Source organism: Pseudacidovorax sp. 1753, from assembly GCF_040544975.1.
Classification (GTDB): domain Bacteria; phylum Pseudomonadota; class Gammaproteobacteria; order Burkholderiales; family Burkholderiaceae_C; genus Xenophilus.
In genome coordinates, this window is record NZ_JBEPKY010000005.1 from 129,506 (window position 1) to 154,735 (window position 25,230).

Genomic DNA, 25,230 nt, shown 5'->3' on the forward strand with positions numbered 1-25,230 from the left:
TAGCATCGGCACGACCACGGATTCACCATGTTCTGCGCTCCCATCCTTTCCCGCCCGCGCCTCGGCACGCTGCTGGCCACCGGCATGCTCGCCGGCTGCGGCGCGGTCGGCCCGGACTACACGCCGCCGCCCGCTCCCGCCCCCGTCCAATGGCATGCGCCCGTTCCGCACGATGGCAGCGTGGCTGCGCTCGACGCGTGGTGGCAGCGCTTCGACGATCCCGCGCTCGGCCTGCTGCTGCGGCAGGCGGAGCAGGACAGCCCGACGCTGGAGAGCGCGGCGGCGCGCATCGACGCGGCGCGCGCCACGCTCGCCTCGGCCCGCGCGGGCGGGCGGCCGTCGGTGACCGGGCAGTACGCCGCCACGCGCGCCGGCGAGAAAGGCAGCAGCGGTCAGGTCACACGCACGGCAAGCCTGGATGCGTCCTGGGAGCTGGACCTCTTCGGCAAAGTCCGGCGCAGCACGCAGGCTGCCCAGGCCCGCGTCCAGGCCAGGCAGGACGACTGGCACGACGCGCGGATCTCGCTCGCGGCCGAGGTGGCCGACACCTATGTGCAGTACCGCGGCTGCCTGCTCCTGGCCGATGCCTATGGCCAGGAGCTCGAATCGACCCGGCGGACGCTGCGGGCCACGGCCGCGCTCGTGCGCGCAGGGCTGGACTCGGCCGCGGACGAGGCGCTCGCCCGGGCGAGTGCCGCCTCGGCGGCCAGTTCGCTGCTGGGCCAGACGCAGGACTGCGAACTGCTGGTCAAGACGCTGACCCAGCTCACCGGCCTGGCCGAGCCGGCCCTGCGTGCGGCGCTGGCCCATCCGGCATCGCCATTGCCACGGCCGGCGGCCCTGGCGGTGCCGGCTCTGCCGGCGGACGTGCTGCGACAGCGGCCCGACGTCGCCGCGCTGGAGCGCGAGCTGGCGGCGGCCAGTGCGGAGATCGGTGTCGCGCAGGCCGCGCTGCTGCCCAGCGTGTCGCTCGGCGGCACCTTGAGCGGCACGCCGTCGCTCACCAGCTGGAGCTTCGGCCCGTCCCTGTCGCTGCCGCTGTTCGATGGCGGCAGTGGCCGCGCCGGGGTGGCCTCGGCCCGGGCCTCCTTCTCCGTCGCCAGCGCCGCGTGGCGCTCCGGCGTGCGGCAGGCGGTGGCCGATGTGGAGCAGGCCCTGGTGCGGCTCGACGGCACGCAGCGGCGCGAGGCGCAGGCCCGCGAATCTGCGCTGCAGTACCAGCGCTACTTCCTGGCCACCGAGGCCGAGTGGCGGGCCGGGACGCAGTCCCTGCTCACGCTGGAGGACGCCCGCCGCCAGTCCCTCGATGCCCAGGTCACGCTGGCCGCGTTGGAGCGCGACCACGTCCGGTACTGGATCGCCCTGTACAAGGCCATCGGTGGTGGCTGGCAGGACGACACGCCCGCAATCCGATCCGCCCCGCTGTCCCGACCATGATTCCACGCCGCCTGAACCCTGCCGCCGCCGTCGCGGCCGTCATCGTCCTGCTGGCCGCCACCGGCCTGGCACTCATCCACGCCAGGAGGGCCGATGGCGCCACCGAACGCTCGGAGCCGCCCGCCAGCGCGCTGACGGTGGAGGTGGTGAGCCCGGGCCGCGAGCGCTGGCCACGGAGGATCCAGGCCGACGGCAGCATGGCCGCCTGGCAGGAGATCATCGTCAGCCCCGAGACGGGCGGGCTTCGGATCGCCGAGCTGGCCGTCGAGGTGGGCGCCTCGGTGCGCAAGGGCCAGGTGCTGGCCCGGCTGGCCGACGAGTCGGTCAAGGCCGATGTGCGCAAGCAGGAGGCGCTGGTCGCGCAGGCGCAGGCCGCGCTGGACAAGGCGGTGGCCGACCTGCGGCGGGCGGCGTCGCTGGGCGTCGAGGGTGCCCTGGCGCCCCAGCGGCTGGACGAATACCGGTCGACCGAGGCGAGCGCCCGTGCGGCCCTGGCCTCGGCCCAGGCGGACCTCGGCAGCGCCCGGCTGCGGCTGGGCTACACGCGGATCACCGCGCCCGACGATGGCGTGGTCTCGTCCCGCGCCGGCGTCCTGGGCAACGTGGTGAGTTCGGGGGCGGAGCTGTTCCGCCTGATGCGCCAGGGCCGTGTGGAATGGCAGGCCGAGCTGGACGCGACCGCGCTGGCCCAGGTGCGGCCAGGCCAGCGGGCGGTGATCCTGCTGCCGGGCGGCGACCGCGTCGACGGCACGGTGCGCCTGCTCGCGCCCACGCTGGGCAGCGGCAGCGGACGGGGCACCGTGTACGTGAGCCTGCCCGCCCATGCGCAGGTGCGCCCGGGCGTGTTCGCCCGCGGATGGATCGAGTTGCCCGAGAGCACCGCGACCACGTTGCCGGAGTCGGCGCTGGTGCCGCGCGACGGCCGCACCTACGTGCTCATGCTGGGCGACGGCAGCAAGGTGTTCCGCCAGGCGGTCGCCGTGGGCCGCCGCCAGGATGACCGGGTGGAGATCCTGTCGGGCGTCGAGGCCGGCAGCCGCGTCGTGGCCCGCGGCGGCGCACTGATCCTGGATGGCGCGGTCGTGACCGTGTCCGGCTCGACGGAGGCCGCGCCGCGATGAATGTCTCCGCCTGGTCCATCCGAAACCCGGTCCCCGCCGTCCTGCTCTTCGTCCTGCTCACCGTGCTCGGGCTGCTGGCCTTCAGCCGGCTGCAGATCCAGGACTTCCCGGACATGGAGCTGCCTACCGTCACGGTGACGGCCAGCCTCGAGGGCGCGGCGCCGTCGCAGCTGGAGACCGACGTCGCCCGCAAGATCGAGGACAAGCTGGCCTCGCTGTCGCTGCTGGACCACATTACGACCACGCTGACCGAGGGCGTCGCCACGATCAGCGTGAGCTTCGACCTGGCCAAGAACGTGGAGGAGGCGCTGAGCGAGGTGCGCAACGCCGTCGACAGCGCCCGCGCCGACCTGCCGGCGGGCATGGCCTCGCCCACGGTGGCCAAGGTGACGGCGGCCTCCGGGGCGCTGCTCACCTTCACGGCCGAGGCGCCACACATGGACGAGCAGGACCTGTCCTGGTTCATCGACAACGACATCGCCAAGGTGCTGCTGTCGGTCAAGGGCGTGGCCTCGGTGTCGCGCCTCGGCGGGGTGGACCGCGAGGTGCTGGTCGAGCTTGATCCGGTGCGCATGGCCGGCCTCGGCGTGACCGCATCGACCGTGTCGGCGCAGATCGCCGCCGTGCAGCGCGAAAGCTCGGGCGGGCTGGGCGGTGTCGGCGGGCAACGTCAGTCGACCCACACCATCGCGACGGTGGGCACGGCCGCGGAACTCGCGGAGCTCAGCATTCCGTTGGCCGACGGCCGAAGGCTTCGGCTGGACGAGATCGCGCGGGTCAGCGACCACCATGCCGAACGCAGCACGCTGGCCTTCCGCGATGGCCGCCCGGCGATCGCCTTCCAGGTCAAACGCTCGAAAGGCTACTCGGACGTCGGCGTCGTGCACGACGTCAGACAGGCCATGGATGCCTTCTCGGCGGCGCATGCGCAGGTGTCGATCCGCGAGGCAAGCAATGCGGTGGCGGCGATCCAGGACAACTACGAGGGGTCGATGCAACTGCTGGTCGAGGGTGCGCTGCTGGCCGTCGTGGTGGTGTGGGCCTTCCTGCGCGACCGGCGCGCGACGCTGATTTCCGCCACCGCGCTGCCGCTGTCGATCCTGCCCACCTTCGGGGCCATGTACCTGCTGGGCTACTCGCTCAACACCGTCACGCTGCTGTCGCTGTCGCTGGTCATCGGCATCCTGGTGGACGACGCCATCGTCGAGGTGGAGAACATCGAGCGCCACCTGCGCATGGGCAAGACGCCCTACCAGGCGGCCATGGAGGCGGCCGACGAGATCGGCCTGGCGGTGATCGCCACCACCTTCACGCTGGTGGCCGTCTTCCTGCCCACGGCCTTCATGGGTGGCATTCCGGGGCTGATCTTCCGGCAGTTCGGCGTCACGGCGTCAGTGGCGGTGCTGGCCTCGCTGCTGGTGGCGCGGTTGCTCACGCCGATGATGGCAGCCTACATGCTCAGGCCGGTGGCGGGCGGCACGGCCAGCCACGTCGCCGACGGCCGTCTGATGCGGCGCTACCTCGGCTGGGCGTCCGCAGCGCTGGCGCACAGGAAGGCGACCCTGCTGGCAGCGGCCCTCTTCTTCGCGGCCGCACTGGCGCTGGCGCTGTGGCTGCCCACCGGCTTCATGCCGGCGCAGGACCGGTCGCAGACGCAGGTCTCGCTGACGCTGCCGCCCGGCAGTTCGCTGGACGACACCCGCCAGGCAGCGCTGCGGGCGTCGACCCTGATCCGGGAGGTCCCGGGTGTGTCCGGCGTGTTCACCTCCGTGGGCACGGCCGCCAGCACCGGTGGCATGGGAAGCAGCGCGGTGGCGGATGTCGCCAGCGCCACACTGACCGTGACCCTGGCCGATCGCGGCGAACGTGCGCTCAAGCAGTCCGAGCTGGAGACGCTGCTGCGCACGAAGCTGCAGGCACTGGCCGGCGCACGCGTCTCCATCGGTTCGGGCGGCAACGGGGAAAGCATGCAGATCACGCTGGCAAGCGACGATCCGATAGCGCTGTCGAAGGCTGCGGACCGCCTCGAAGGCCAGCTGCGCACGTTGCACGGAATCGGCAACATCACCTCCTCGGCGGCGCTGGAGCGGCCGGAGATCCAGGTCCGGCCCGATGCGGCCCGCGCCGCAGCCTACGGTGTCAGCACCGAAGCGATTGCGGAGGCGGTGCGGCTGTCCACCTACGGGGACTACGCCACCGCGCTGCCCAAGCTGAACCTGCCGCAGCGGCAGGTCTCGATCCGGGTGCGCATGGACAGCGCCTTGCGGGACGACCTGGACGCCATGTCACGCCTGCGCGTGAGCGGCCGCGATGGGCCGGTGACCGTGGGTACCGTGGCCGACCTGTCCATCGGGGGCGGACCGGCGCAGATCGACCGGATCGATCGCTCGCGCAATGTCACGCTCACCGTGGAGCTGGCTGGCCGCGCCATCGGCGATGTGCAACACGAGGCGATGCAGCTTTCCGCGCTGCGCGAACTGCCGGCGGGCGTTCGGCAGGTGCAGTCGGGCGAGCTGCAACGCATGGGCGAGCTCTTCCAGAGCTTCGGCACCGCGATGGCCATCGGCATCTTCTGCGTCTGGGCGGTGCTGGTGCTGCTGTTCCATGATTTCCTGCAGCCGGTCACCATCCTGTCGGCCCTGCCGCTGGCCCTGGCCGGGGCCGTGGTCGCGCTGTGGGCGGCGGGACAGGCTTTCTCGATGCCGGCGGTCATCGGCGTGCTGATGCTGATGGGCGTGGTCACCAAGAACTCGATCCTGCTGGTGGAGTACGCGGTGGTCGCGCGGCGCACGCCCGGGACGCGCCGGCGCGATGCGGTGCTGGACGCCTGCCGCAAGCGGGCCCGCCCCATCGTCATGACCACCATCGCAATGGGCGCCGGCATGCTGCCCAATGCCCTGGGCGTGGGGGCCGAGCCGAGCTTCCGCCAACCGATGGCCATCGTGGTCATCGGCGGGCTGCTGACATCCACCGTGCTGAGCCTGCTGGTGGTGCCGGTGGTGTTCACCTGCGTGGACGATCTGCTCCAGTGGCTGCTGCGGCGGCTGCGCCGGCCGGCCTGAACGGACGCTGCCCCGGTGTACGCGCGATGCTTCTTCGGCCCAGCCCGAAGCATCGCGCGGCAGGCGGCGCCTACGCTCGGGCCACTTCTTCAATGCAAGCGCCCATGACCCTCACCTGCTTCATCCGCTACGAGATCGACCCTTTCCAGAAGGAGGCTTTCCGCCTCTATGCCCAGGCCTGGGGCCGCATCATTCCCCGCTGCGGCGGCCACCTGCTGGGCTACTTCCTGCCGCACGAGGGCTCCAATGTAGAGGCCTGGGGCCTTGTCGCCTTCGACAGCCTGGCCGCCTACGAGGCCTACCGTGCCCGCCTGCGCGACGATGCCGAGGGCCGCGCCAACTTTGCCCATGCCCAGCGCGAGCGCTTCATCCTGCGGGAGGAGCGGCGCTTCCTGGAGGTCGTGCCCGAGGCCTGGCTGCGGCCGGCCGAGCTGCCGCCGCCTGCCGCGGGAGCGGCGGCGTGATCGCCGTCCTCTTCGAGGTCGAGCCGCAGGACGGCCGCACGGACCAGTACCTGCGGATCGCCGCAGGGCTGGCGGAGGAACTGCGCGGCATCGACGGATTCATTGCCGTGGAGCGCTTCCAGAGCCTGTCGGTGCCCGGCAAGCTGCTGTCGCTGAGCTTCTGGCGGGACGAGGACGCCGTGCGGCAATGGCGAAGCCGGCCTGCCCACCGCGGCGCGCAGCAGGCCGGGCGAGGCGGCCTGTTCCGCGGCTACCGGCTGCGCGTGGCCCAGGTGCTGCGGGATTACGGACTCGACGAACGTGCCGAGGCGCCGGCGGACTCCCGCGAGGCGCACCACGTGCACCCCATGCACCACGCGCACGACGCCGTGCGCTGAGAAGATCGCAGGATGACCTCCCCCACCGACGAACCCCGCATCGCCCGGGTCGCGGCCCAGATCGCGGAGCCCGCCCGCGCCCGTATGCTGACCTACCTGATGGGCGGCGACCTGGCCAGCGCCGGCGAACTGGCGCGCACGGCCGGCGTGGCCGCCTCCACTGCCAGCGGCCACCTGGCCCGGCTGGAGGCCGAAGGCCTGGTGACGGCCGAGGTGCGCGGCCGTCACCGTTACTTCCGGCTCGCGGGCGAGGACATCCTGCGCGTGCTAGAGGCGCTGGCGCTGGTGGCCGAGCGCGAAGGCCACGCGCGGGCCTGGTCCAGCCCGGCGCGGCTGCGCCTGCGCTGTGCGCGCAGCTGCTACGGCCATCTGGCCGGACGCCTGGGCGTGCAGATGCTGGACGCGATGCTGCGGCAGGGCTGGCTGCGCAGCGTGCCCGGCGGCTACGGCCTGACTGCGGCGGGCCGTGAGGCGCTGGTGGCCATGGGCGTGAAGCTGGATGGGCTGGAGGCGAAGCCGGCCGACGCCGCCATCGCCAAGCCATGCCTGGATTGGTCGGAACGCCGCGATCATCTGGCGGGCCCGTTGGCCAATGCGCTGCTGCGCCATTGCCTGGACGCCGGCTGGTTGCGCCGACGCGACGGCGAGCGCTCGCTCGCGGTCACACCGCCCGGCCTGCAGGCCCTGGGTCGCTGGATGACGGTGCCGGCCTGCTGAGCGGTGCGCGGCGGCGGCTCAGAGCCCATCCAGCACGGCCAGCTGCTGCGATGGCAAAACGAGATCGACGCTGGCCAGGTTCTGGCGCAGGTGCGCGACGGACGACGTGCCCGGGATCAACAGGATGTTGGGCGAGCGCTGGCGCAGCCAGGCCAGGGCCGTCTGCATCGGCGTGGCGTCCAGCTGACGGGCCACCGCGTCCAACTTTCCGGACTGCAGCGGCGTGAAGCCGCCGAGTGGAAAGAAGGGCGTGTAGCCGATACCCAAGCGGGCCAGTTCATCCACCAGCGCGTCGTCCTGGCGATGGACGAGGTTGTAGTGGTTCTGCACGCACACGATGGGCACCATCGCTCGGGCGGCGCGCACCTGGGCAGGCGTGGCGTTGCTCAGCCCCAGGTGGCGGATCAGACCGCGCTGTCGCAGCTCAGCGAGGGTAGCGAGTGCGGGCTCGATGTCGCCGTCGGCCGGGCCTTCCACCGAGAACATGAGGCGCAGGTTGACCACCTCCAGAACGTCGAGGCCGAGGTTCCTGAGATTGTCGTGGACGGCCGCAGTCAGGGCTTCGGGCGAACTGGCGACCTCCCACTCGCCCTTGGGGCCGCGACACGCGCCGACCTTGGTCACCAGCGTCAGACCGTCCCGGTAGGGATGCAGGGCCTCGCGGATCAGCTGGTTGGTCACGTGGGGACCGTAGAAATCGCTGGTGTCGATGTGGTCGACGCCGGCCTCGACGGCTTCGCGCAGCACGGCCAGGGCGCTGTCCCGATCGCGCGGGGGGCCGAAGACGCCGGGACCCGCGAGCTGCATGGCGCCGTAGCCCATGCGGTGGATGGTGCGGTCGCCAAGGCGGAAGGTGCCGGCGCGTGCAAGGTCGGTCATGGAGGTGTCCTGGTCACAAGGGATGAGGCACTGTAGGGACGCGAGCCGCGCTTGATAATCCCGCCCAATCTGCACAGGCTGTGCGCCTTTCCGAACAATGGCCCCTCTCGAAGATCTGTCGGCCTTTGCGGCCATTGCCCGGGCGGGCGGCTTTCGTGGTGCATCGCGCGCGACGGGCGCCAGCGCTTCGCAGCTCAGCGAGGCGCTGCGCCGGCTGGAGTCGCGCCTGGGCATGCGCCTGCTCAACCGCACGACGCGCACCGTCGCGCCCACCGAGGCCGGTGCCCGTCTGCTGGAGCGTCTGGGGCCCGCCCTCGCGGAGGTGGAAGCCGCGCTGGACGCGGTCAACCTGTTCCGCGAGCGGCCGGCCGGTCCGCTGCGGCTGAATGTTCCGGCCAGTGCTTCGCGTCTGGTGCTGCCGCACATCGTGCCGTCTTTCCTGCAGGCCTTTCCGGACATCGAACTGGAGGTGGTCGTCGAGGAGCGCTTCGTGGACCTGGTGGCGGAGGGCTACGACGCCGGTATCCGCTACGAGGAGCGTCTGGCGCTGGACATGGTGGCGGTGCCCATCGGGCCGCGCCGCCAGCGCATGGCCACCGCGGCATCCCCCGCCTATATCGCACGCGCGGGACTGCCCTTGCATCCGCGCGATCTTCTGGCGCATGCCTGCCTGCGCGGCCGCTTCGCGGGACGGGCGATGCCGGACTGGGAGTTCGAGCGCGACGGCGAGCAGGTGCGCATCCAGCCCCGGGGGCCGTTGACCGTGGCGCTGGGCGCCGGCGCAGACCTGGCGGTGCACGCCGCAGTGGCCGGCCTGGGTATCGTCTACCTCTTCGAGGACTGGCTGCAACCGTACCTGGATCGCGGTGAACTCGTGCCGGTGCTCGAGCCTTGGTGGCCCGCATTTTCCGGCCCCTTCCTCTACTACCCGGGGCGCCGGCTCATGCCCGCGCCGCTGCGGGCCTTCGTCGATTTCGTGACCGGTCTTCAGGTCGGCAATCGCTGAGGCGCGCGCATGCGGGTATGGCTCAGGCGATGTCCTGCGCCGGCACGGGGGCGCTCATGCCGACCGCCATGCGGTTCCAGGTGTTGATCTGGGCGATGGCCCAGCTGAGCTCAACGATCTCCTGCTCGCTGAGATGCGCACGCAGGTGGTCGAAGACCTCGTCATGGCCTGCGTGGCCATCGGGCAGGCGCGTCAGGGCTTCGGCCCAGGCGAGCGCGGCGCGCTCCCGTTCGGTGTAGAGGCGCGCGTCGCGCCAGGTGGCCAGGCTGTTGATTCGCTGCCAGGGCTCGCCCAGCTTGCGCAGGTCGCGCACATGCATGTCGAGGCAGAAGGCGCAACCGTTGATCTGCGAGACCCGGGTCTTGATCAACTCGATGAGCACCGGGCCGAGGGAGGACTCGGCCAGCGTGGCGCCAGCGGCGATCATGGCCTGGTAGGGCCTGGGCGCGATGCGCATCCAGGAGAGTCGGGGTTGGTCGTGCAGGGTCATGGCGGTCATCTCGAAGAGGGGTGGAACACACCCTCAAGACGAGCGGGACCCGGCCCCTGTGACAGCGGCCAGCGGCCGGCCCAGTGCGGCGGCGATGCGGGCCAGCTTGTCGGGATTGCGCTGGGTATGGACGACCTGGATGCGCTGACCGTCGGTCTGGAAGGTCTGGGCCGATTCGAGCGCCTCGTCGATGAAGCGCAGCACGCTCCACTGGCCGCTCAGCACCATCACCTCGTAACGCGCGCGTGCGCCATGGCGCCGGTGCACGGCCCAGTAGAGCTGGGCGATGCGGCGCGACCCCACGAGCGGAATGCCAAAGCTCGGCACCTTGCCGCCGCCGTCGCTGACCAGTTGCGCATCTTCGGCCAGCAAGGCCTGCAGGTCGGCGAACTGACCGCTGGCGGCCGCGTCGGCGAAGCCGCGCAGCAGGCGCAACTGGTGCTCGGGCGGCACATGATGGCGGGGCCGTGCGTCCTGCAACTGGCTGCGGGCCCGGTGCACGATCTGCCGGCAGGCGGCCTCGCTCTTGCCCAGGGTGCGGGCGACCTCGTCGTAGCCCGCATCGAAGACCTCGCGCAGCAGGAAGGCCGCACGGGCCTCCGGGGCCAGGCGTTCGAGCACCGCGAGGAAGGCCACCGACAGGTCGTCGGCCCGCTCCAGCAGGGCCTCGGGCGAGGGGGCGCCTTCGTCGGCCATCAGAGGCTCGGGCAGCCAGGTGCCGACATAGTGCTCGCGCTGGTGCTGGGCACTGCGCAGCCGGTCGATGGCCAGGCGCGTGGTGATGGTGACCAGCCAGGCCTCTGCGCTTTCGAGCGCATCGTGCGGGCTGGACTGCCAGCGCAGCCAGGCGTCCTGCACCACGTCCTCCGCCTCGGCGGGCGAGCCGAGCATGCGGTAGGCGATGCCATGCAGCCGGGGCCGCAGGCGCAGGAACAGGTCGGTCGTGTCGCTCATGACCGGCAGACGGATGGGACGGGCCGTTTGTGACAGGTCGTGGCGAGGGCGCTGCCGAACGGATGCGCTCAGCGCCGGGGAAGCACGTCGCGATGCGTGAGGACCACGTCCTCGAAGGCGGCGGCCAACGTGTCGCATTCGGCGTCGCCGAAGGGCAGCGAGAGCGCAATCATCCCGCGGCGGGCCATGAAGATGCCGCGTTCGAGCAGGGCGAAGAAGACCAGGTCCTTGGCACGGCCGTCGGTGCCCGCCAGGTCGGCCGGCGAGCGCACCGGCCGGGCCGTGGCATGCAGCGTCATCAGGGAGCCAAGACCGGTGAACTGCATGTCGACGGCCTGGTCCGCCAGCGTGGCGTTCAGGCGGTCGCGCAGCGCGTCGCCGCGGCGGTTGAGCGCATCGAGCGCCGCGGCCGTCAGTACCTGCGTCAGTCCTGCCAGGCCGGCTGCCATGGTCAGCACGTTGTTGTTGAAGGTGCCGGCATGGGCCAGGGCATCGGGCCGGTGCGGGTCGAAGCGGGCCATGATTTCGGCCCGTCCGCCGAAGACGCCGAAGGACAGGCCGCCACCCAGGTACTTGCCGGCCGTGGTCAGGTCGGGCGCGATGCCCAGCAGCGCCTGGCGTCCGCCGAAGGACAGGCGCGAAGTCATGACCTCGTCGAAGATGAGCTGCACGCCGTGTGCAGTAGCCAGCGTGCGCAGGCCGCGCAGGAAGGCCGGGTCACCCGGGATCGTGCCGCCGGCGCCGAGCATCGGTTCGACCAGGATGGCGGCCACGTCGGGGCCATGGGCGGCGAGCAACGCCTCTACGCTGCCCAGGTCGTTGTAACGCGCGAAGACAAAGTCGTGCGGCACGTTCATGGGCGAGGGGCCGCCGCCGAAGGTGAGGACGCCGCCGTGGTAGGCACCCTCGAACACCACGACCTTGCCGCGGCCGGTGTGGGCCTTGGCCGCAGCCAGCGCCAGCAGGTTGGCCTCGGTGCCCGAGTTGGCGAAGCGCAGCAGCGCCATGCCGGGGAACCGCCGTTGGATCTCGCGGGCCAGCGCGGCCTCGCGCGCCGTGTGGGACGAGAGGTTCAGGCCCGCCGACAGGGCTTCGGAGATGGCCGCACGGATGTGCGGGTTGGAGTGGCCATAGAGGGCAGCGGTGAACTCCCCCAGAGCGTCGAGGTAGGCATGGCCGTCCTCGTCCCATAGGCGGCAACCCTCGCCACGGCTCATCGCGAGCGGGAAAGGTGGGTGAAAGAGCACGCTTCGGGTGTTGCCGCCGGGCATGGCCGTCGCCGCTTCGTCGAGCAGGCGGGCGCTGGTTGGATTGCGCGCCGCATAACGCGCAATGGCGGCTTCGAGGGCGTGGGAAAGGGCGTCGTTCATGGCTGGCACGAAGGGGTGATGCGGCAAGCCGGCCATCTTAGGCCGCAGGAGGCGCCTGCTCGCAAAGTCGACGGCCCACGTGGCGGGGTCGGATGGCTCCTCAGCCGGCGGCCTGGTCGTCCTGCTGCCGGGATGGCTCCTGCGCGCCCTCCTCCCGCTTGATGAAGCTGATCTTTCCGTTGGGTTCGAGCACGGCCCAGGCCACGTCGCCCATCGATGCGATGCCCGCCAGGCGCATCTCGGATTCGATCTCCGAGCGCGTCAGCCTGTCGCGGCGCAGGCTGTGTTCCAGCAGGCGGCCGTGCTGGATCAGCACGCGGGGCTCGCCCTCCAGCAGGCGCTCTGCCTTGGGCGACAGGTAGGAGGCCCAGCTCAGCACCACGCCCCAGAAGGCAAAGGTGCTGATCGCCAGCGTGGCGCCGGTCAGGCTGAAGTCGTTCTGCGTGATGCCCTGCTGGATCAGGTCGCCCACCACGACCACGACGATGAATTCGAAGGGGGTCATCTGCCCCAGTTCGCGCTTGCCGAGGACCCGCACCAGCAGGTACACGACCGCGAACATGGCGGTGGCGCGCAGGACGACTTCCATCAGGGCAGCACACGCAGTCGGCGCGGCGCACGCACCAGAAGGTGGTCGCCATCGCGCAATTCGAGCTCGCCTTCGAGGACGCCATGCAGGCGAGGGTTGACCTGCGCCGAGATCTTGATGCGCATCTCCTTGCCGGCGCGAAGCGGACCGAAGTCGAAGGTGTAGGCCTCGCCGTCCGCGCCTTCGGACTCGGGCTGAGGGACCATCGCGTTGACGGTGATCTCCCTCCAAAGACTGACCGGTACGGCCAGGGTGAGTTTGGCAATGTCCTCGCCGGCCTTGACGTGCAACCGCGTCTCGAAGAAGTCACCCGTGCGGATCACCACGGGCATCTCGACATCGAGGGTGTGCGATCGCGTGTCGCTGCGGTACGTGTCACGGTCCATTCCCGCATGGCCGAGCAGGCCGGAGATGCCCAGCAGCAGCACCCCGCCCAGTACCAGCAAGGACAAGGGGCTGGCATGCCGAACCAGCCCTTTGTGCGGCAATGTGTGGGCTCGGACGATGCCGTCGGGTGCCCGGGTCATGGGTAGCGGGTTGTTTTCCTGGGACATGGATGCGGGTGGTTGCCGCGTGTGATCGTCCTGGGTTGGGGAGGTCTGTCCGTCAGCGGGTGTTGACGGGCCGTGCCAGCCATTGGTGGGGAGTTGGGCGAGCCGTACAAAAAATAAGTTAACGGCAACAAAACTATCTGAACAACCCAGCATTCAATCCAGGAGACACTACGCCCGTTAACTTATTTTCTGTGGCGGCTCCCCTCTCATGATCGACACGGCCCTTCCCCCCGTCTCCATGGACTTCCAACATGCCTTCGAGGCATGGGCTGCCGACCAGCAGGGTGCCGGCGTTCTTCGCAAGGCAGGGGCCCACGAGGTCTACCGCGCGATGTGGGAGAGCTTTGCTACCTGGTGCATTGGCCAGTCCCCCGCCGTCCGGCTGGACGTCATCGACCCGCGCGACCTGCATGCCTTCCAGGCGGCGCGTTATGGACGCAAGGCGTCGGACCAGTCCCTCTCGCCCCGCTACGCGCTGCGGCTGATGCGGCTGATCGAACGGGTGCTTTCGCACCATGCCAGCCGCACCGGCCGCCGCCCCAATCGCGCCCCTGCAGACTGGGTGCGTGCGAATCCCCAGGTGCGCTATGCCGAATCGCAGCAGGCCGACCCGCCACCCGAGGTGCTCACGCCCCAGGAGGCGGGGCAATTGCTGACCCATCTGTCGGCCGCCCGGCCCCGCCCGGGCCAGGATCCCACTGCCCTCGCCAGCCTGCCCTGGCAGGATGTGCGCAACCGCGCCTCCGTTGCGCTCCAGTTGGGCGCCGGGCTGGCGCCCAGCGACGTGCGCGCCCTCACGCTGGCGTCACCCGTGATGAACGGCGTGGGACCGAAGGCACGGACCTGGAAGCTGCGCGTGCCCGCCAATGGCACGATCCGGGCACGCGAGACGCCGGTCGCGCCCTGGGCAGCCGAGTTGCTTCACCATTGGCTGGAAGTGCGGGCGGCCTCGCGCATCGCTGGCGAGTTCCTGTTCCCCTCCACCCGCACCGGCAAGCCGTGGCTGGCCGATTCGCAGTACCAGTGCGCACGCAAGGTGCTCGAAGCCGCCGGCGTGGCAGGACGCGGCGGCGCCAGCGGCTCGTTCCGGCTGCGGCACACCTTCGCGCTGCGGCAGTTGCGCCGCGGCACCCGGCCCGAGATGGTGGCGCGATGGATGGGGGTGGAGCCGGGGGAAATGAAGCGATACGACCGCGTGCTGCCGGGCCCCGAAGTCGTGGTGTGACGCGCAGGCGCGCGCCCCAGCGTCAGGGCATCCATGACGTCGATGCCACGGGTCGAAGCCGATCGCAGAGCGCACCGCCAGCGCATCATGACGGCGCCCTGCCTTGGGGGACGGGCACCGCAGCTCCCCGCGTATGACGACAGCCTGGCCGGGCGATGACCGACAGCGCAGAGGACCTGTCGGCGGCAGCCTCGTCGGCGTGTACCTCCTGCGCCGTCGACGCGTGCCCGCCGGGCCGCGGTCTCCGGCGCCTCACGCGAAAGGCTTCCATGGCACGCATCACCGGCGTCCTCTTCCTCCTGCTCGGCCTGGCGCTGGCTGCGGCCGGCGTCTGGCTGCTCACCCTGGGCGGCAGCGCCTATTACCTGATCGCCGGCGCGGTGCTGGCCATGACGGGCATCCTGCTGATGCGGCGGTCCGCATCGGCACTGTGGCTGTACGCCGCCCTGCTGCTTGGCTCGGCCGCCTGGGCCTTGTGGGAGGTGGGCCTGGATTGGTGGCCATTGGCCGCGCGGCTGGACGTGCTCTTCGTCCTCGGCTTCTGGCTGGTGCTGCCCTGGATGCGCCGGGCGCTGCCGCGCGACATCGCGCGCCCCCGGCCGCTGGAGCGCGGGCTGCGGCCGAAGGTCGTGGCGCCGCCCGCGAGTCCGGCGGTCGGTCGCGGCCGGGCGGCATTGGGCCTGGTACTGGTGGCTTCGGCTGCGCTGGCGGTGACCTCCTGGTTCCGTACTCCGCATGAGGTCGACGGCGAGCTGCAGGCCGCAGCTGCCGCGGCGGCGCAGCCGCCCTCCCCTGCCGTCCCGCCCGGCGAATGGCATGCCTACGGCCGGACGGGCGAAGGCCAGCGCTACTCGCCGCTGTCGCAGATCACGCCGGCCAACGTGGACCAGCTGAAGCTGGCGTGGGAGTTCAACACCGGCGACCTGCGCGGCCGGCCCGGCGATCCGGAAGAAACCACCTTCGAGGTCACGCCGCTGAAGATCGGCAACCGGCTCTTCCTGTGCACGCCGCACCAGTCCGTCATCGCCCTCGACGCGACCAGCGGCAAGCAGCTGTGGCGCTTCGATCCGCAGATCGCGGGCGATCTCGCGCTGCAGCACCTGACCTGCCGGGGCCTTTCGTACCACGCCGCGTCCGTGGCCGCGAGTGCCGCGGAGACAGCGGCACAACCCGCAACGGAGGCTGCCACCGCACCCGCACCCGCGCCCGCACGACCCGGCGCCGGCACCGCGGCCAACCCGACCCCGATGAGCGCCCCCACCGGCGAAGACTCGAAGCAGGAGGACAGCCATCCCGCGACCCAGCCCCTTCCGGTGGCCGCGCGCCAGGGACCCACGGCGCCCAGCTGCCCCGCCAAGCTCTTCATGCCCACCGCCGACGGTCGTGTGATCGCGCTCAACCCGGAGAACGGCGCCGTGTGCGCCGACTTCGGCCGCGGCGCCGGGCAGATCGACCTCTGGCGCCACATGCCCAACGTGCGGCCGGGTGCGTACTACTCGACCTCGCCCGTGGTGGTGACCGAGCGGCTCATCATCGTGGGCGGCACGGTGCTGGACAACGCGTCCACCAAGGAGCAATCGGGCGTCATCCGCGCCTTCGACATGCAGACCGGCGACCTGGTCTGGAACTGGGACTCGGGCAACCCGGACGACACCGCGCCCCTGCCCCCGGGCCGCACCTACACGCCCAACTCGCCCAACAGCTGGTCGATCTCGTCCGTGGACGAGGCCCTGGGCATGGTGTATGTCCCCATGGGCAACCAGCCGCCCGACCAGTGGGGCGGTAGGCGCAGCGAGGCGGTGGAGCGCTACTCGTCCTCGGTGGTCGCCCTCGACCTGGCGACCGGCCGCGTGCGCTGGCACTTCCAGACCGTGCACCACGACCTGTGGGACTACGACGTGCCCTCGCAGCCCACGCTGATCGACCTGGACATCGGCGGCCAGCGCGTGCCGGCGCTGGTGCAGCCGACCAAGCAGGGCGAGCTCTTCGTGCTCGACCGGCGCACTGGCCAGCCGCTGCTGCCCGTGACCGAACGGCCCGCGCCACAGGGCGCGGCCGAAGGCGACCACACCGCGCCGACGCAGCCCAAGTCCGCCCTCTCCTTCGAGCCGCCGCCGCTGGCCGAGCGTGACATGTGGGGCGCAACGATGTTCGACCAGCTCGCCTGCCGCATCGCCTTCCATCGCCTGCGCTACGAAGGCCGCTTCACGGCGCCGTCGGAGCAGGGATCGATCATCTACCCGGGCAACTTCGGCGTCTTCAACTGGGGCGGGGTCGCGGTCGATCCCCAGCACGGCTGGGCCTTCACCACACCGACGTACCTGGCCTTCGTGTCGCGGCTGGTGCGCCGGCCCGACGACACCACGCTGATGGTCCAGGACGGCGGGCCGCCCAAGGGCTCCCTGCCCGCGTTGAACGAGAACTTCGGTGCGCCCTTCGCGGCCTCCATGAAGCCCTTCATGTCGCCCGTCGGCCTGCCCTGCCAGGCGCCGCCCTGGGGCTATGTGGCGGGTGTGGACCTGCGCTCGGGCCAGGTGGCCTGGAAGCACCGCAACGGAACGGTGCGCGACCTGTCGCCCCTGCCCCTGCCCTTCCGCATGGGCGTGCCCGGCATCGGCGGGCCGATGATGACGGCGGGGGGCGTGGCGTTCTACTCCGGCGCGCTGGACAACTATGTGCGGGCCTACGACGTGCGCACCGGCCGCCAGCTGTGGGAAGACCGCCTGCCTGCAGGCGGCCAGGCCACGCCGATGAGTTACACCGGCGAGGACGGCCGCCAGTACGTACTCGTGGCCGCCGGCGGCCATGGCTCGACGGGCACCAAGCCGGGCGATGCCGTGCGCGCGTATGCGCTGCCCGCCGCCACGGGGTCGCCGTAAGTCAAAGGGGTCGGCGATCCGGCCCCGGGGTCCCACGCGGGGGCGTGAATCGTCTGACTGAGAGGGCGGGCCTGCAGCCTAGTCTGGCCAGAGGCCGGCGCATTTTGGCGCCGCCTTCTTTTGGAAAAGGACCGTCATGAACCGCCAACAAGCCACCTGCCTGCACGCCCTGGGCTTCGCCGCCACGCTCGCCCTTGGCCCTGCACTGCTGCACAGCGCCGCCGCCCAGCCGGCGCAGACCTCGCCCACCGCACCCGCGGCGCCCCAGCCGCCCGCGCAGCGGGCCACCGCCCAGAAGACGCCCGGGGTCGCCGTGGCGGACCAACGCATGATGCGGGACCTCGCCCAGGCCAACCTGGCCGAGATCGAGACCGGCCGCCTGGCGCAGGAGAAGGCCGGCAGCGAGGACGTGAAGCGCTTCGGCAGCCAGATGGTGGAAGACCATCAGAAGGCGCTTTCCGAGCTGCAGGAACTCGCCCGCGGCAAGAACGTGGATCTGCCGACGGAGCCCGACGCCAAGCACAAGCTCGTGGCCACGGGCCTCAAGGCGCTGAGCGGCGAGGCTTTCGACAAGCAGTACATCCGCATGGTGGGCGTGACCGACCATCGCCAGACGGTCGAGAAGCTGCAGCGGGTGCAGCGCGAGACCGGCGACAACGACCTGCGTGCCTATGCCGCCAAGACCCTGCCGGTGGTGCAGAAGCACCTTCAGCATGCCGAGGGCCTGCACGGCGCTCAGGCGCGCAAGTGATCGGTGGCATCGCCCGACGCGTGCATTGACGGGGCCTGCGCACGGTCCCGGTGTCTCCTCAGGCGTCGGGGAGATGCGGCCTGCAGCGCCTGCCGCTGCGGCTCGGGCATGCCGGCGCTGCAATGGTGCAGGAGCCGCTTGATGGCCTTGTAGACGCCGCCTCGGCTCAGCCCGACGACACGGCTGTCGCGCACGTCGAAGATCAAGGGAAGTTCCGCGTTCCCCTCGTCGCACGGATCGGCCGTGCGGCCCATCGTGCGCAGCAGCGACTGCAACTGCGCGACCAGGGCGGCCGGCACCTCCAGCATCGCATCCTGTTGCGCCGCCCTGCGCCTGCCGCGACGCTCTCCTTGCACACGCAGTCGCCATGGTGCGTCAGCAGCGCCGGTGGCTGTGGGCGGAACGAGATCCGCACAGCGGGCGCGGGCCAGCGCGCCGGGTTGGACATCCGTTTCCTGCAACCATGCCGCCACGCGCCGGGCGCGCACCAGGCCCGGCGTCGCCGGAACCATGAGGGAGGATTGCTGGACATCCAGCGCCATGGGCTGGGCCGCGCTTGTCGTGCAAGCGTCGGACGCCCTGCTCCCGACCTCTCCCCGCAGCCCTGCCGATGGATCGTGCGTGAGATAGCCGCAGTCGTGCAGAAAGCGGAACAGCGCCCGCAGCACGGCGATGCAACGCTGCAGCGCTGCGGCGCGCAAAGGACCTTCGAACGGCCGCCAGAGGGGCGACCAGCGCTCGTGATGGCGCGGACCGCACCATTCCGCCGGCGGTGAACGGGCGAACGCAACGAATGCGGCACAGTCTTCCTCGTCCAGCGAGGACAGCGCTTTTCCTCGTGCCAGCACTGCCCACAGCAGCAGGCGCTCGGCTTCCTTGCGGTAGGCCCGCCGCGTCTCTTCGGCGGGCGCCCCAGCTTCGCCACCGCCCGTACGACGGCCACGGCGCTGAAGCCAGACGGCCACCGCCTCCAGATCATCGGGCGCAGAGATGCGGCAGGCGGCCGGCGGTGCCCGAAAGTGCCCGGTCCTGCCGCGCAGCGCCTCGGGCACCACGAACTTCTCGAGCGGGCGCACCGCAGTCGCAGGGGGCACCACGGGCTGCAAGGCCGCGCGACCCAGGCGAGAGATCGGCGCGAAGGCGTGGGGCCCCAACGCCAGACCCGTCTCCTGTTGATGGACGCGCAGCCACTCGACGATGCGCGCCGCCTTGGTGGGACCGACGGCCGGCACGGTCGTCCACCATCGCATGCCGACGGCCTGGATGCGGTCCGCCACGCTGCGCAACGTGGGCATGCCCGCCGCCGCGACGCGCTGCGCCAGGGCGGGCGCGAGCCAATCCTCTACAGGGTCGTCGGCCCTGGGGGCGCGGGAGGCCAGCCCCTCCAGCCACGAGAGCGCTTCCAACTGACGATCCACCAGCCGCCGGCGCTTGGACTGCTGACGACGGCCCTCCGTCTCGGCACCCCAGGCTTCCTCGAAGGCGGCGAGCTGGTCCTCCAGCGAGAAGTCTTCGAGACCGCGCTCCAGCGCGAACTCCTCCAGGCTCGGACGGGCTCGGGTGGCGTCGGGGAGCCCGCTTGCGTCCATGAGCACCAGGCGGGCGGTGCCCGGACGCGCATGGCGGCGCGCCGCCGCCGCCAGCTCGTCCCGGTAGGTGTTGATGACACGGCGGATCAACCGCTCGTCCACGCGGTCGTCCTCGCCCTGCATGTAGCGCGACCATGCCTGCCGCGTGTCGATGCCCTGGATGACGGCCCGCATGAAGGCGAAGTGGCCGCGATGCAGCGCACGCTGCTTGGCAGCGGGTGCGGAGACGAGGGCGGTCTTGGAGGCGCGAGCGGGCGTCATGGGTGGGAAGGTAGCGGCTTGAGGGCGGCATGGGATCGACGTCGTGGGGCGCACGGGCCGTCCTGCACGTGGCTCAGCGTCTTCCGGTTGTAGAACCGGAAGACGGAACCTTGTCGGCGCTTGAAGTTTATTACCAATACATCGTTTTTTTGAGGTTTAGCCTGAACTTCTTCTTTGAAGACCTTCTGACTCCTGGGCAACTATTTGATCGACAAGGACTTTTCGCATTGAGCAAGGGCATTCGAACGATGTCCCGCCAAGCCAACCCTGGGAGCGGTGAACCATCGGTGGGCGGCATTGGTGGCACGCTGCGCGTGCGAGCACGCCTCCTTGAGGCGGCAGAGCTACGGGGTCCGCGGGCGGAGATTGGCGCGGATGGCCGTGCCGTCCCTTAGGGCCTTGGACTGGCCCAAATGGATGGAGCGGTCCTGCCCCGGCGTATCCACGTTCCGCTAGGGCGAAGTCAGTGCGGCCCGCCTCGGAGGTCACTGGAAGGCATACCTTCCCTTCCCTTCCCTTCCCTTCCCTGCCGATCAACAGAATTTCAAGATTCCCGCCTTCCAAGTTGAGACCCACCCCGGCTGGGAGCTGGGGCGTGTACTCAATCAGAGGAAAGCGTACCTATGCGGCGCATGCCCGAGAGCAAGCGAAACCAGGCAGGCTCGAACCCTGCCTTCAGACGCTTTAGACGGCGCTGAGAGGGACGTCGACGTCGCACACCAGGCGCCCAAATGGATGCTCACGTTCGTGGGCCGATAGGCGGGCGCGCCTCCACAGTGCCCAGCGCCCCACCTTCGAGGGGCAAGTTCCGCCACCGAATGTTTGGGGGGCCGATGAACTCGGCCAGTCGGTGTAGCAACGGGGCGGCGCAAGAGTGAGCGTCTGGCAATGATTCTGATCTAGGGCGTGTGAGATGCCAGCGCCGTCCGAACGCACGGCCAAGTCTGCCCCCTGGATGGGGGATGGTGATACGAAATACCAGACCTGTGCACATGCATCGGCAAAGCACTGCGCCATCGCCAGCGAGGACGATTCCGGGGATCGGGGGGACGCGAGGCGGGGGGGGGTGGATGAACGCCCTCCTCCTACTGGTCATGGCCCCGGCGCCATGACGCGAGACGGTGGCGTTGAACGGTTCAACACCACCGCGCGCGGTCAGTCTGCCCCAAGTTGTGCGTTCAACCAGTCGATCAGCGCCGCTTCACGCGCCGGCGTTAGAACACCCGGGTCGAAGCGCAGCGTCATTCGGCCGGTCGCATCCGCAGCCAACACAGCGCCCTGCCCTGCCCTACCTAAGCGTCTTTCAGCCGGGGCTGTTGAACGGTTCAACACCTTGTCGCCCTGGCCAAGCAGGGCGTCGAGCACCTGCTTGGCATTCAACGCCACCTTGCTGGCCTTCAGCTCCTTCGCGCGCGCGACGAGGCCTTCGGGGTCCCGCTGCAGCACTTCGCTGAGCGGCTGGGCCCAGCGGAACTGCACGTCTAGGGGTGAAGGAAATGCCTCGACCACGGCATCGGGCAAGCGCGCCAAGGCAAGGCTCTTGGAGATCAGCGACAAGTCGACGCCCACTGCCTCGGCCAGCTTGCGCTGGGACGGGTACAGGCCGTTGTCGAGCGCCCGCCTGTACATCATGCCCTGCTCCCAGGCGCTGAGGTTCTTGCGGGCGCGGTTCTCGCGCTCCATGGCCTCGAACAGGCCTTTGTCGTCGATGTCCGCAATGATGGCCTGAACGGGGATGCCCAGTTCCAGACAGGCGCGATGCCGACGGTGGCCGAACACGAGCTCATAGTCGGCCGCCGGATCGGTGCCTTCAGCCAGCGCACGGACACAGACAGGCTGCACGTTCGCCCCGCTCGAAGCGATGTCCGTCTTCAACTCCTCGAAGGCCTTGTCGGCCAGCGCGTTGGCATGCCGGTTCGCCCACCGGGAAGCGCGGATCCGCCGGGGATCCAAAGCCTTCATCGGCACCGCACCCTCAAACGCGCGCAACTTGAGCTTCAGCTCTTCCGCCTCTTTCACGGCCGCCGACTGTGATGCCATGAACACCGCCATGGACCCCGGCGCGGTCTTGGGACGCGCCTCCGCGTTGGGTGCGCTGGAGGCTACCGGTGCCCCCATGGGGCTGACCGGCAATTCCCGGGGCTGGGCATCAACGGCCGGGGTAGCGGGCGCCGCAGGCGGCATGCGGAAGGGCGGCAGCTGGATCAGGCTGGCCTTTGCTGCAAGCTTCTTGCTCATCGACGACCCTCCTTAGGCGAGTTGACCGGGGGTGTTGAACCGTTCAACACCCCCACCTGTCCGTTCCACACGGCGCGGACCGACCCTTCGATCTGCCCGACGAAGCTGTCATAGGCGTCCCGTGCACGTTTGAAGGTGCGGGCGCTCCCGTCGTAGCGGGAGACGTCGTACACCGTGCCGAATTCAGCACTGGCCACCCCGGTGACGGCAGTCTTGGGAATCTCCACTGGGAGCACCTTTTCCGCGTAAGTCTGGCCGATCCACTGGCGGATGACCGTACTGGCGGCGTCGGCCGAATCGACCCGGGCCAGCAGCACATGGATGAAATCGAAATGCTTGTCCAGACCGCGCTTGGTGAGCAGTTCCCCGGTCAGGTCGGAGAAAAGGCTCCAGAACTGCGAGGCGGACGCAAAGTCGAGGGCATTTGGCGGCAACGGCATGATGATGCCGTTGGAGGCCATGAACGCATTGATGGTCGTGTACGACAGGGCAGGGGGGGTGTCGATCACGATCACGTCGTAGTCGCCACGCACGTCATCGATGCCGAGGTCTAGCACCCGCCAGAACTCGAAACCGGGCTCCTGCGTCTGCCGGGCAGGGAGCGCGAACTCTGCGCCGAACAACACGGGCGCGGCGGCGACCAGGTCGATGCCATCCCAATAGGTGGAGCGGATCGCGTACCGGATCGAGGTCTCCGTTCCCATGGCCAGAGGCAGGATGGTGTCCTGTTCCTCGACCTCCGTGTCTGGGAGGATGCCGAACAGCGTGGTCAGCGAACCTTGAGGATCGGTGTCGATGACCAGCACGCGATGCCCCAGCAGCGACAGGCCTTGCGCCAGCGTGACGGCGGTCGTCGTCTTGGATACGCCGCCCTTGAAGTTGCCGATGGAAATGGTCACCGCCTCAGCACCTTCGGGCCGCAGGCGGTCCTTGCGGTACTCGCGAACCCACTGGCGCGCTTCGGCCAGCGTGAATTCCCGTCGGCTGCCCGAAGCGTTGAGCCGCCCCGCAGGCAGGTCGCCTTTGCCGAGCCGGTGCGAGATCGAGCCTTTTTCCATCTCCAGCAGGCTGGCCAGCTGGGAGAGGCTGAACATGGGGGCTTCTTTGCGTGCAGTGGGTGCCAACATGGCGGAGCGGATCTGCTCCATCATGGCAACGGCGCGTTCGGCCTGCGCGGCAATGTCCGAGAGACTGATGGGCCGGGGGGCTGGAAGAGGGGAAGATGCCATATGAAACTCCTGATGGCTCGAGTTTACCGAGGCGCTTGACGGAATTCCGTGAATTGGCCAGAAAAACGTCAAGGCTCCCGCATCTGTTGCGTGATTCGGTTTCTGTAGTTTGGATCGCCTTTAGGAAAGACTCTAAGTCCTTCAATCTCTTTAATACCTTTAGAGCCGAGAAAACCCAATGGTGACAAGCACTTGGCGCCGAAGACATGCAGGGATTCAGGACGATATGGCGACGGATCGGGAGCTGAGAGCCAGGGAGACGGGAGAAGACGGAGACTTTTCGGTAGTGAGGGTGCGTGTTTTCATGAGTTCGTGAGGTCGCAGCGAGACGGTCTGAGGTGAGTGTTTTCAGGAAAGAAGGGCGGGCCGCCGCTCCGTGGGCCTCCATCGAGGTGTCTTGCGCTGCTTTGTGGTGCGCTGCGGAAGAGAGAAGGGCACTCCGGGGCCGAAATCGGGGCGGTGCGCCGTTTCCAGATGGCGGCGCCCACGCTTCTTCGGCCGGCGATCCCGAAAACTCTCCGCCTTCGTCTGTTTCAGCGGGGCGCGGTCCTGGTTTCACGTGAGAGTTTTCAGGAACAGGATCGGAACGCTTTCAGGTGAAAGGCCGGATCACCTCTCGCGTACATTACCGTCCATGGCTCGAACCCTTCGGTCTCCCGACACCCTGCGCACCCGTGCTTCCGCGGGCGGCGGCGGTCCGGCCGTCTCCGACGACGTGCAGCTGCTGCGCAAGGCCGTCAACACGCTGGCCATCGTCCCCAAGTCGACGCGGATCACCACGCTCGGGCGCAAGAGCTACAACGTGCTGCTGTACCTGGCGCAGGAGCAGGGCATGGAGAAGGACGTCTTCCGGACCCCGCTCGACTCGGTGGTCCGCGGCCTGGATTTCGACAGCAACGACCATGCGCTGATCAAGAAGCACCTGAGGGCGATGGTGTCCACCACCGTGGAGTGGCAGTCGCCCACGAGCGGGGAGGGCGCGGCCTGGAATGTCAGTGGCCTGCTGGCCCATGCGCGACTCAGCAAGGAGCGCGGCCAGGTCTGGGTCGAGTGGTCCTACGCGGTCAACCTCAAGCAGGAACTGCTGGACCCGAGCGTGTTCGCGCGGCTTCGGCTGGAAGTGATCAGCCAGTTGCGCACCCATGCGGGCGTGGTGCTCTACGAGATCTGCACCCGCTACAAGGACATCGGCCGGACGGCGCGACAGCCCTGGCGCTGGTGGTACCCGGTGCTCAGCGGCAATCCCCACACCGAGAAGACCGACCGCCTCGAATACCGGATCTTCAAGCGCGACACCCTCAAGCCGGCCATCGCCGAAGTCAATGCGATCACCGATCTGGAGATCGAGCTGGTCGAGCACAAGCAGGGCCGATTCATCGACGAGATCCAGTTCCACATTGGCCGAAAGAAGCAGTCGGCGCTCACATTGGCCCGCGCGCCCGCGCCGGTCGACATGGTCGCTGTGAGCCGCGCCATCGCGCTGGGAGTGAGCGAGGAAGCCTTCGAGCAGATGGCGGCGGGTTGCGACGAGGCCGCGGTGCGCTCGGCCCTCGATGTGCTGGAGCGGCGGGTGAACACGGCCTATCCCGAACCGCTGCGGGATCCGGCCCGCTATCTCAAGGCGTTGCTGGCCCGGGGCGGCGACCAGGCCGATGCCGCGGCGCAGGCCACGGCGGCCCACCCAGCCGCAGCGGCGCTGGCGGCGCGCGAGCAACAGTCGCAGCGTCGCCAGCGCTGGCAGGCGGAATGGATTCGCCGCGCCAACGAGCGTTGCCTGTCCGCCATCGAGCAACTGTCCGAGGAAACCCAGCACGAGCTGGAAGGCCAGCTGATGCTCGCCCTGCAGGGCCGCGGCGCCCATCCGTCCATCATCAAGCGGCTGGGTTCCAGCGGCTGGCAGCATCCGATGGTGCGGCAGGAGATGCTGCGCTTCTTCGGCGATGCAACCTTCGGCCCCGGTTGGGACAAGCCCAGCGCTGAAGATCTGCTGGAGATCGCGACCGAGATGGGCGGCGACGAGGAGTGATGCCCGGCACGG

At 69.7% G+C, this 25,230-nt stretch carries 20 protein-coding genes; 11 read left to right on the forward strand and 9 right to left on the reverse strand.

All coding sequences use genetic code 11. The annotated features are described in order from the left end of the window. Nucleotides 1-27 precede the first annotated feature (27 nt). The 6 genes from ABIC63_RS07790 to ABIC63_RS07815 all read left to right on the forward strand — a co-directional run bounded on the left by ABIC63_RS07790 (nucleotide 28) and on the right by ABIC63_RS07815 (nucleotide 7,178). A complete protein-coding gene (locus tag ABIC63_RS07790; RefSeq protein WP_354319303.1) occupies nucleotides 28-1,437 on the forward strand; it encodes an efflux transporter outer membrane subunit in 1,410 nt (469 codons plus the stop codon). Beyond that, a complete protein-coding gene (locus ABIC63_RS07795; RefSeq protein WP_354319304.1) occupies nucleotides 1,434-2,558 on the forward strand; it encodes an efflux RND transporter periplasmic adaptor subunit in 1,125 nt (374 codons plus the stop codon). Before ABIC63_RS07790 ends, ABIC63_RS07795 begins: the two co-directional genes overlap by 4 nt. Beyond that, nucleotides 2,555-5,620 carry an efflux RND transporter permease subunit gene (locus ABIC63_RS07800; protein ID WP_354319305.1) on the forward strand — a complete coding sequence of 1,022 codons (3,066 nt, stop codon included), beginning with the start codon at nucleotides 2,555-2,557 and terminating at the stop codon, nucleotides 5,618-5,620. Before ABIC63_RS07795 ends, ABIC63_RS07800 begins: the two co-directional genes overlap by 4 nt. 104 nt (nucleotides 5,621-5,724) lie before the next feature. Then, complete coding sequence (locus tag ABIC63_RS07805) at nucleotides 5,725-6,084, forward strand: NIPSNAP family protein (RefSeq protein ID WP_294371889.1); 360 nt, start codon at nucleotides 5,725-5,727, stop codon at nucleotides 6,082-6,084. After that, complete coding sequence (locus ABIC63_RS07810; RefSeq protein ID WP_354319306.1) at nucleotides 6,081-6,461, forward strand: antibiotic biosynthesis monooxygenase family protein; 381 nt, start codon at nucleotides 6,081-6,083, stop codon at nucleotides 6,459-6,461. The genes ABIC63_RS07805 and ABIC63_RS07810 overlap by 4 nt, the downstream gene beginning before the upstream one ends. A 12-nt stretch (nucleotides 6,462-6,473) precedes the next feature. After that, entirely contained in the window at nucleotides 6,474-7,178 is a 705-nt protein-coding gene (locus ABIC63_RS07815; protein WP_354319307.1) for an ArsR/SmtB family transcription factor, read from the forward strand. A gap of 18 nt (nucleotides 7,179-7,196) precedes the next feature. Here the strand turns inward: ABIC63_RS07815 and ABIC63_RS07820 are convergent, their stop codons facing one another. Beyond that, entirely contained in the window at nucleotides 7,197-8,057 is an 861-nt protein-coding gene (locus ABIC63_RS07820) for an aldo/keto reductase family oxidoreductase (RefSeq protein ID WP_354319308.1), read from the reverse strand. Between the two features lie 97 nt (nucleotides 8,058-8,154). Here ABIC63_RS07820 and ABIC63_RS07825 point away from each other — a divergent pair, with 97 nt between their 5' ends. Beyond that, nucleotides 8,155-9,063 carry a LysR family transcriptional regulator gene (locus ABIC63_RS07825; protein ID WP_354319309.1) on the forward strand — a complete coding sequence of 303 codons (909 nt, stop codon included), beginning with the start codon at nucleotides 8,155-8,157 and terminating at the stop codon, nucleotides 9,061-9,063. 22 nt (nucleotides 9,064-9,085) lie between these two features. Here the strand turns inward: ABIC63_RS07825 and ABIC63_RS07830 are convergent, their stop codons facing one another. From ABIC63_RS07830 to ABIC63_RS07850, 5 genes are all read right to left on the reverse strand, one after another. Then, nucleotides 9,086-9,553 carry a carboxymuconolactone decarboxylase family protein gene (locus tag ABIC63_RS07830; protein WP_294371876.1) on the reverse strand — a complete coding sequence of 156 codons (468 nt, stop codon included), beginning with the start codon at nucleotides 9,551-9,553 and terminating at the stop codon, nucleotides 9,086-9,088. 33 nt (nucleotides 9,554-9,586) lie between these two features. Further along, the gene (locus tag ABIC63_RS07835; RefSeq protein ID WP_294371873.1) at nucleotides 9,587-10,507 is read right to left on the reverse strand and encodes an RNA polymerase sigma-70 factor; all 921 of its coding nucleotides are present in this window, start codon (nucleotides 10,505-10,507) and stop codon (nucleotides 9,587-9,589) included. 68 nt (nucleotides 10,508-10,575) lie between these two features. Continuing rightward, complete coding sequence (locus tag ABIC63_RS07840; protein WP_354319310.1) at nucleotides 10,576-11,877, reverse strand: aspartate aminotransferase family protein; 1,302 nt, start codon at nucleotides 11,875-11,877, stop codon at nucleotides 10,576-10,578. Between the two features lie 100 nt (nucleotides 11,878-11,977). Beyond that, the gene (locus ABIC63_RS07845) at nucleotides 11,978-12,466 is read right to left on the reverse strand and encodes a DUF421 domain-containing protein (protein ID WP_354319311.1); all 489 of its coding nucleotides are present in this window, start codon (nucleotides 12,464-12,466) and stop codon (nucleotides 11,978-11,980) included. Further along, nucleotides 12,466-13,020 carry a hypothetical protein gene (locus tag ABIC63_RS07850; protein WP_354319312.1) on the reverse strand — a complete coding sequence of 185 codons (555 nt, stop codon included), beginning with the start codon at nucleotides 13,018-13,020 and terminating at the stop codon, nucleotides 12,466-12,468. Before ABIC63_RS07850 ends, ABIC63_RS07845 begins: the two co-directional genes overlap by 1 nt. A gap of 238 nt (nucleotides 13,021-13,258) precedes the next feature. Here ABIC63_RS07850 and ABIC63_RS07855 point away from each other — a divergent pair, with 238 nt between their 5' ends. The 3 genes from ABIC63_RS07855 to ABIC63_RS07865 all read left to right on the forward strand — a co-directional run bounded on the left by ABIC63_RS07855 (nucleotide 13,259) and on the right by ABIC63_RS07865 (nucleotide 17,875). Further along, on the forward strand, nucleotides 13,259-14,245 hold the full coding sequence (locus ABIC63_RS07855) for a tyrosine-type recombinase/integrase (protein ID WP_354319313.1): 987 nt from the start codon (nucleotides 13,259-13,261) through the stop codon (nucleotides 14,243-14,245). A 269-nt stretch (nucleotides 14,246-14,514) separates the two neighbouring features. Next, nucleotides 14,515-17,124 carry a membrane-bound PQQ-dependent dehydrogenase, glucose/quinate/shikimate family gene (locus tag ABIC63_RS07860; RefSeq protein WP_354319314.1) on the forward strand — a complete coding sequence of 870 codons (2,610 nt, stop codon included), beginning with the start codon at nucleotides 14,515-14,517 and terminating at the stop codon, nucleotides 17,122-17,124. Nucleotides 17,125-17,260: 136 nt separating this feature from the next. Beyond that, nucleotides 17,261-17,875, forward strand: a complete 615-nt coding sequence (locus ABIC63_RS07865) for a DUF4142 domain-containing protein (RefSeq protein WP_354319316.1) — start codon at nucleotides 17,261-17,263, stop codon at nucleotides 17,873-17,875. Here ABIC63_RS07865 and ABIC63_RS07870 read toward each other — a convergent pair. The 3 genes from ABIC63_RS07870 to ABIC63_RS07880 all read right to left on the reverse strand — a co-directional run bounded on the left by ABIC63_RS07870 (nucleotide 17,860) and on the right by ABIC63_RS07880 (nucleotide 23,192). Continuing rightward, nucleotides 17,860-19,725 (reverse strand): phage integrase family protein, encoded by a 1,866-nt coding sequence (locus ABIC63_RS07870; protein ID WP_354319317.1) that lies wholly within the window; start codon nucleotides 19,723-19,725, stop codon nucleotides 17,860-17,862. The two genes, ABIC63_RS07865 and ABIC63_RS07870, sit on opposite strands and share 16 nt — an antisense overlap. 1,155 nt (nucleotides 19,726-20,880) lie before the next feature. Next, nucleotides 20,881-21,963 (reverse strand): ParB/RepB/Spo0J family partition protein, encoded by a 1,083-nt coding sequence (locus ABIC63_RS07875; protein WP_354319318.1) that lies wholly within the window; start codon nucleotides 21,961-21,963, stop codon nucleotides 20,881-20,883. After that, nucleotides 21,960-23,192 carry an AAA family ATPase gene (locus ABIC63_RS07880; protein WP_294378735.1) on the reverse strand — a complete coding sequence of 411 codons (1,233 nt, stop codon included), beginning with the start codon at nucleotides 23,190-23,192 and terminating at the stop codon, nucleotides 21,960-21,962. Before ABIC63_RS07880 ends, ABIC63_RS07875 begins: the two co-directional genes overlap by 4 nt. 634 nt (nucleotides 23,193-23,826) lie before the next feature. Here ABIC63_RS07880 and ABIC63_RS07885 point away from each other — a divergent pair. Further along, nucleotides 23,827-25,218, forward strand: a complete 1,392-nt coding sequence (locus ABIC63_RS07885) for a replication initiation protein (protein WP_294378738.1) — start codon at nucleotides 23,827-23,829, stop codon at nucleotides 25,216-25,218. Nucleotides 25,219-25,230 lie beyond the last annotated feature (12 nt).

What these genes read in the sequence shown, in the direction of transcription:
- ABIC63_RS07880 (WP_294378735.1), bottom strand. Translation starts at nt 23,192, where the DNA reads ATGGCATCTTCCCCTCTTCCAGCCCCCCGGCCCATCAGTCTCTCGGAC.
- ABIC63_RS07840 (WP_354319310.1), bottom strand. Translation starts at nt 11,877, where the DNA reads ATGAACGACGCCCTTTCCCACGCCCTCGAAGCCGCCATTGCGCGTTAT.
- ABIC63_RS07830 (WP_294371876.1), bottom strand. Translation starts at nt 9,553, where the DNA reads ATGACCCTGCACGACCAACCCCGACTCTCCTGGATGCGCATCGCGCCC.
- ABIC63_RS07870 (WP_354319317.1), bottom strand. Translation starts at nt 19,725, where the DNA reads ATGACGCCCGCTCGCGCCTCCAAGACCGCCCTCGTCTCCGCACCCGCT.
- ABIC63_RS07790 (WP_354319303.1), top strand. Translation starts at nt 28, where the DNA reads ATGTTCTGCGCTCCCATCCTTTCCCGCCCGCGCCTCGGCACGCTGCTG.
- ABIC63_RS07845 (WP_354319311.1), bottom strand. Translation starts at nt 12,466, where the DNA reads ATGGAAGTCGTCCTGCGCGCCACCGCCATGTTCGCGGTCGTGTACCTG.
- ABIC63_RS07800 (WP_354319305.1), top strand. Translation starts at nt 2,555, where the DNA reads ATGAATGTCTCCGCCTGGTCCATCCGAAACCCGGTCCCCGCCGTCCTG.
- ABIC63_RS07855 (WP_354319313.1), top strand. Translation starts at nt 13,259, where the DNA reads ATGGACTTCCAACATGCCTTCGAGGCATGGGCTGCCGACCAGCAGGGT.
- ABIC63_RS07795 (WP_354319304.1), top strand. Translation starts at nt 1,434, where the DNA reads ATGATTCCACGCCGCCTGAACCCTGCCGCCGCCGTCGCGGCCGTCATC.
- ABIC63_RS07860 (WP_354319314.1), top strand. Translation starts at nt 14,515, where the DNA reads ATGGCACGCATCACCGGCGTCCTCTTCCTCCTGCTCGGCCTGGCGCTG.
- ABIC63_RS07875 (WP_354319318.1), bottom strand. Translation starts at nt 21,963, where the DNA reads ATGAGCAAGAAGCTTGCAGCAAAGGCCAGCCTGATCCAGCTGCCGCCC.
- ABIC63_RS07825 (WP_354319309.1), top strand. Translation starts at nt 8,155, where the DNA reads ATGGCCCCTCTCGAAGATCTGTCGGCCTTTGCGGCCATTGCCCGGGCG.
- ABIC63_RS07815 (WP_354319307.1), top strand. Translation starts at nt 6,474, where the DNA reads ATGACCTCCCCCACCGACGAACCCCGCATCGCCCGGGTCGCGGCCCAG.
- ABIC63_RS07865 (WP_354319316.1), top strand. Translation starts at nt 17,261, where the DNA reads ATGAACCGCCAACAAGCCACCTGCCTGCACGCCCTGGGCTTCGCCGCC.
- ABIC63_RS07805 (WP_294371889.1), top strand. Translation starts at nt 5,725, where the DNA reads ATGACCCTCACCTGCTTCATCCGCTACGAGATCGACCCTTTCCAGAAG.
- ABIC63_RS07835 (WP_294371873.1), bottom strand. Translation starts at nt 10,507, where the DNA reads ATGAGCGACACGACCGACCTGTTCCTGCGCCTGCGGCCCCGGCTGCAT.
- ABIC63_RS07850 (WP_354319312.1), bottom strand. Translation starts at nt 13,020, where the DNA reads ATGTCCCAGGAAAACAACCCGCTACCCATGACCCGGGCACCCGACGGC.
- ABIC63_RS07885 (WP_294378738.1), top strand. Translation starts at nt 23,827, where the DNA reads ATGGCTCGAACCCTTCGGTCTCCCGACACCCTGCGCACCCGTGCTTCC.
- ABIC63_RS07820 (WP_354319308.1), bottom strand. Translation starts at nt 8,057, where the DNA reads ATGACCGACCTTGCACGCGCCGGCACCTTCCGCCTTGGCGACCGCACC.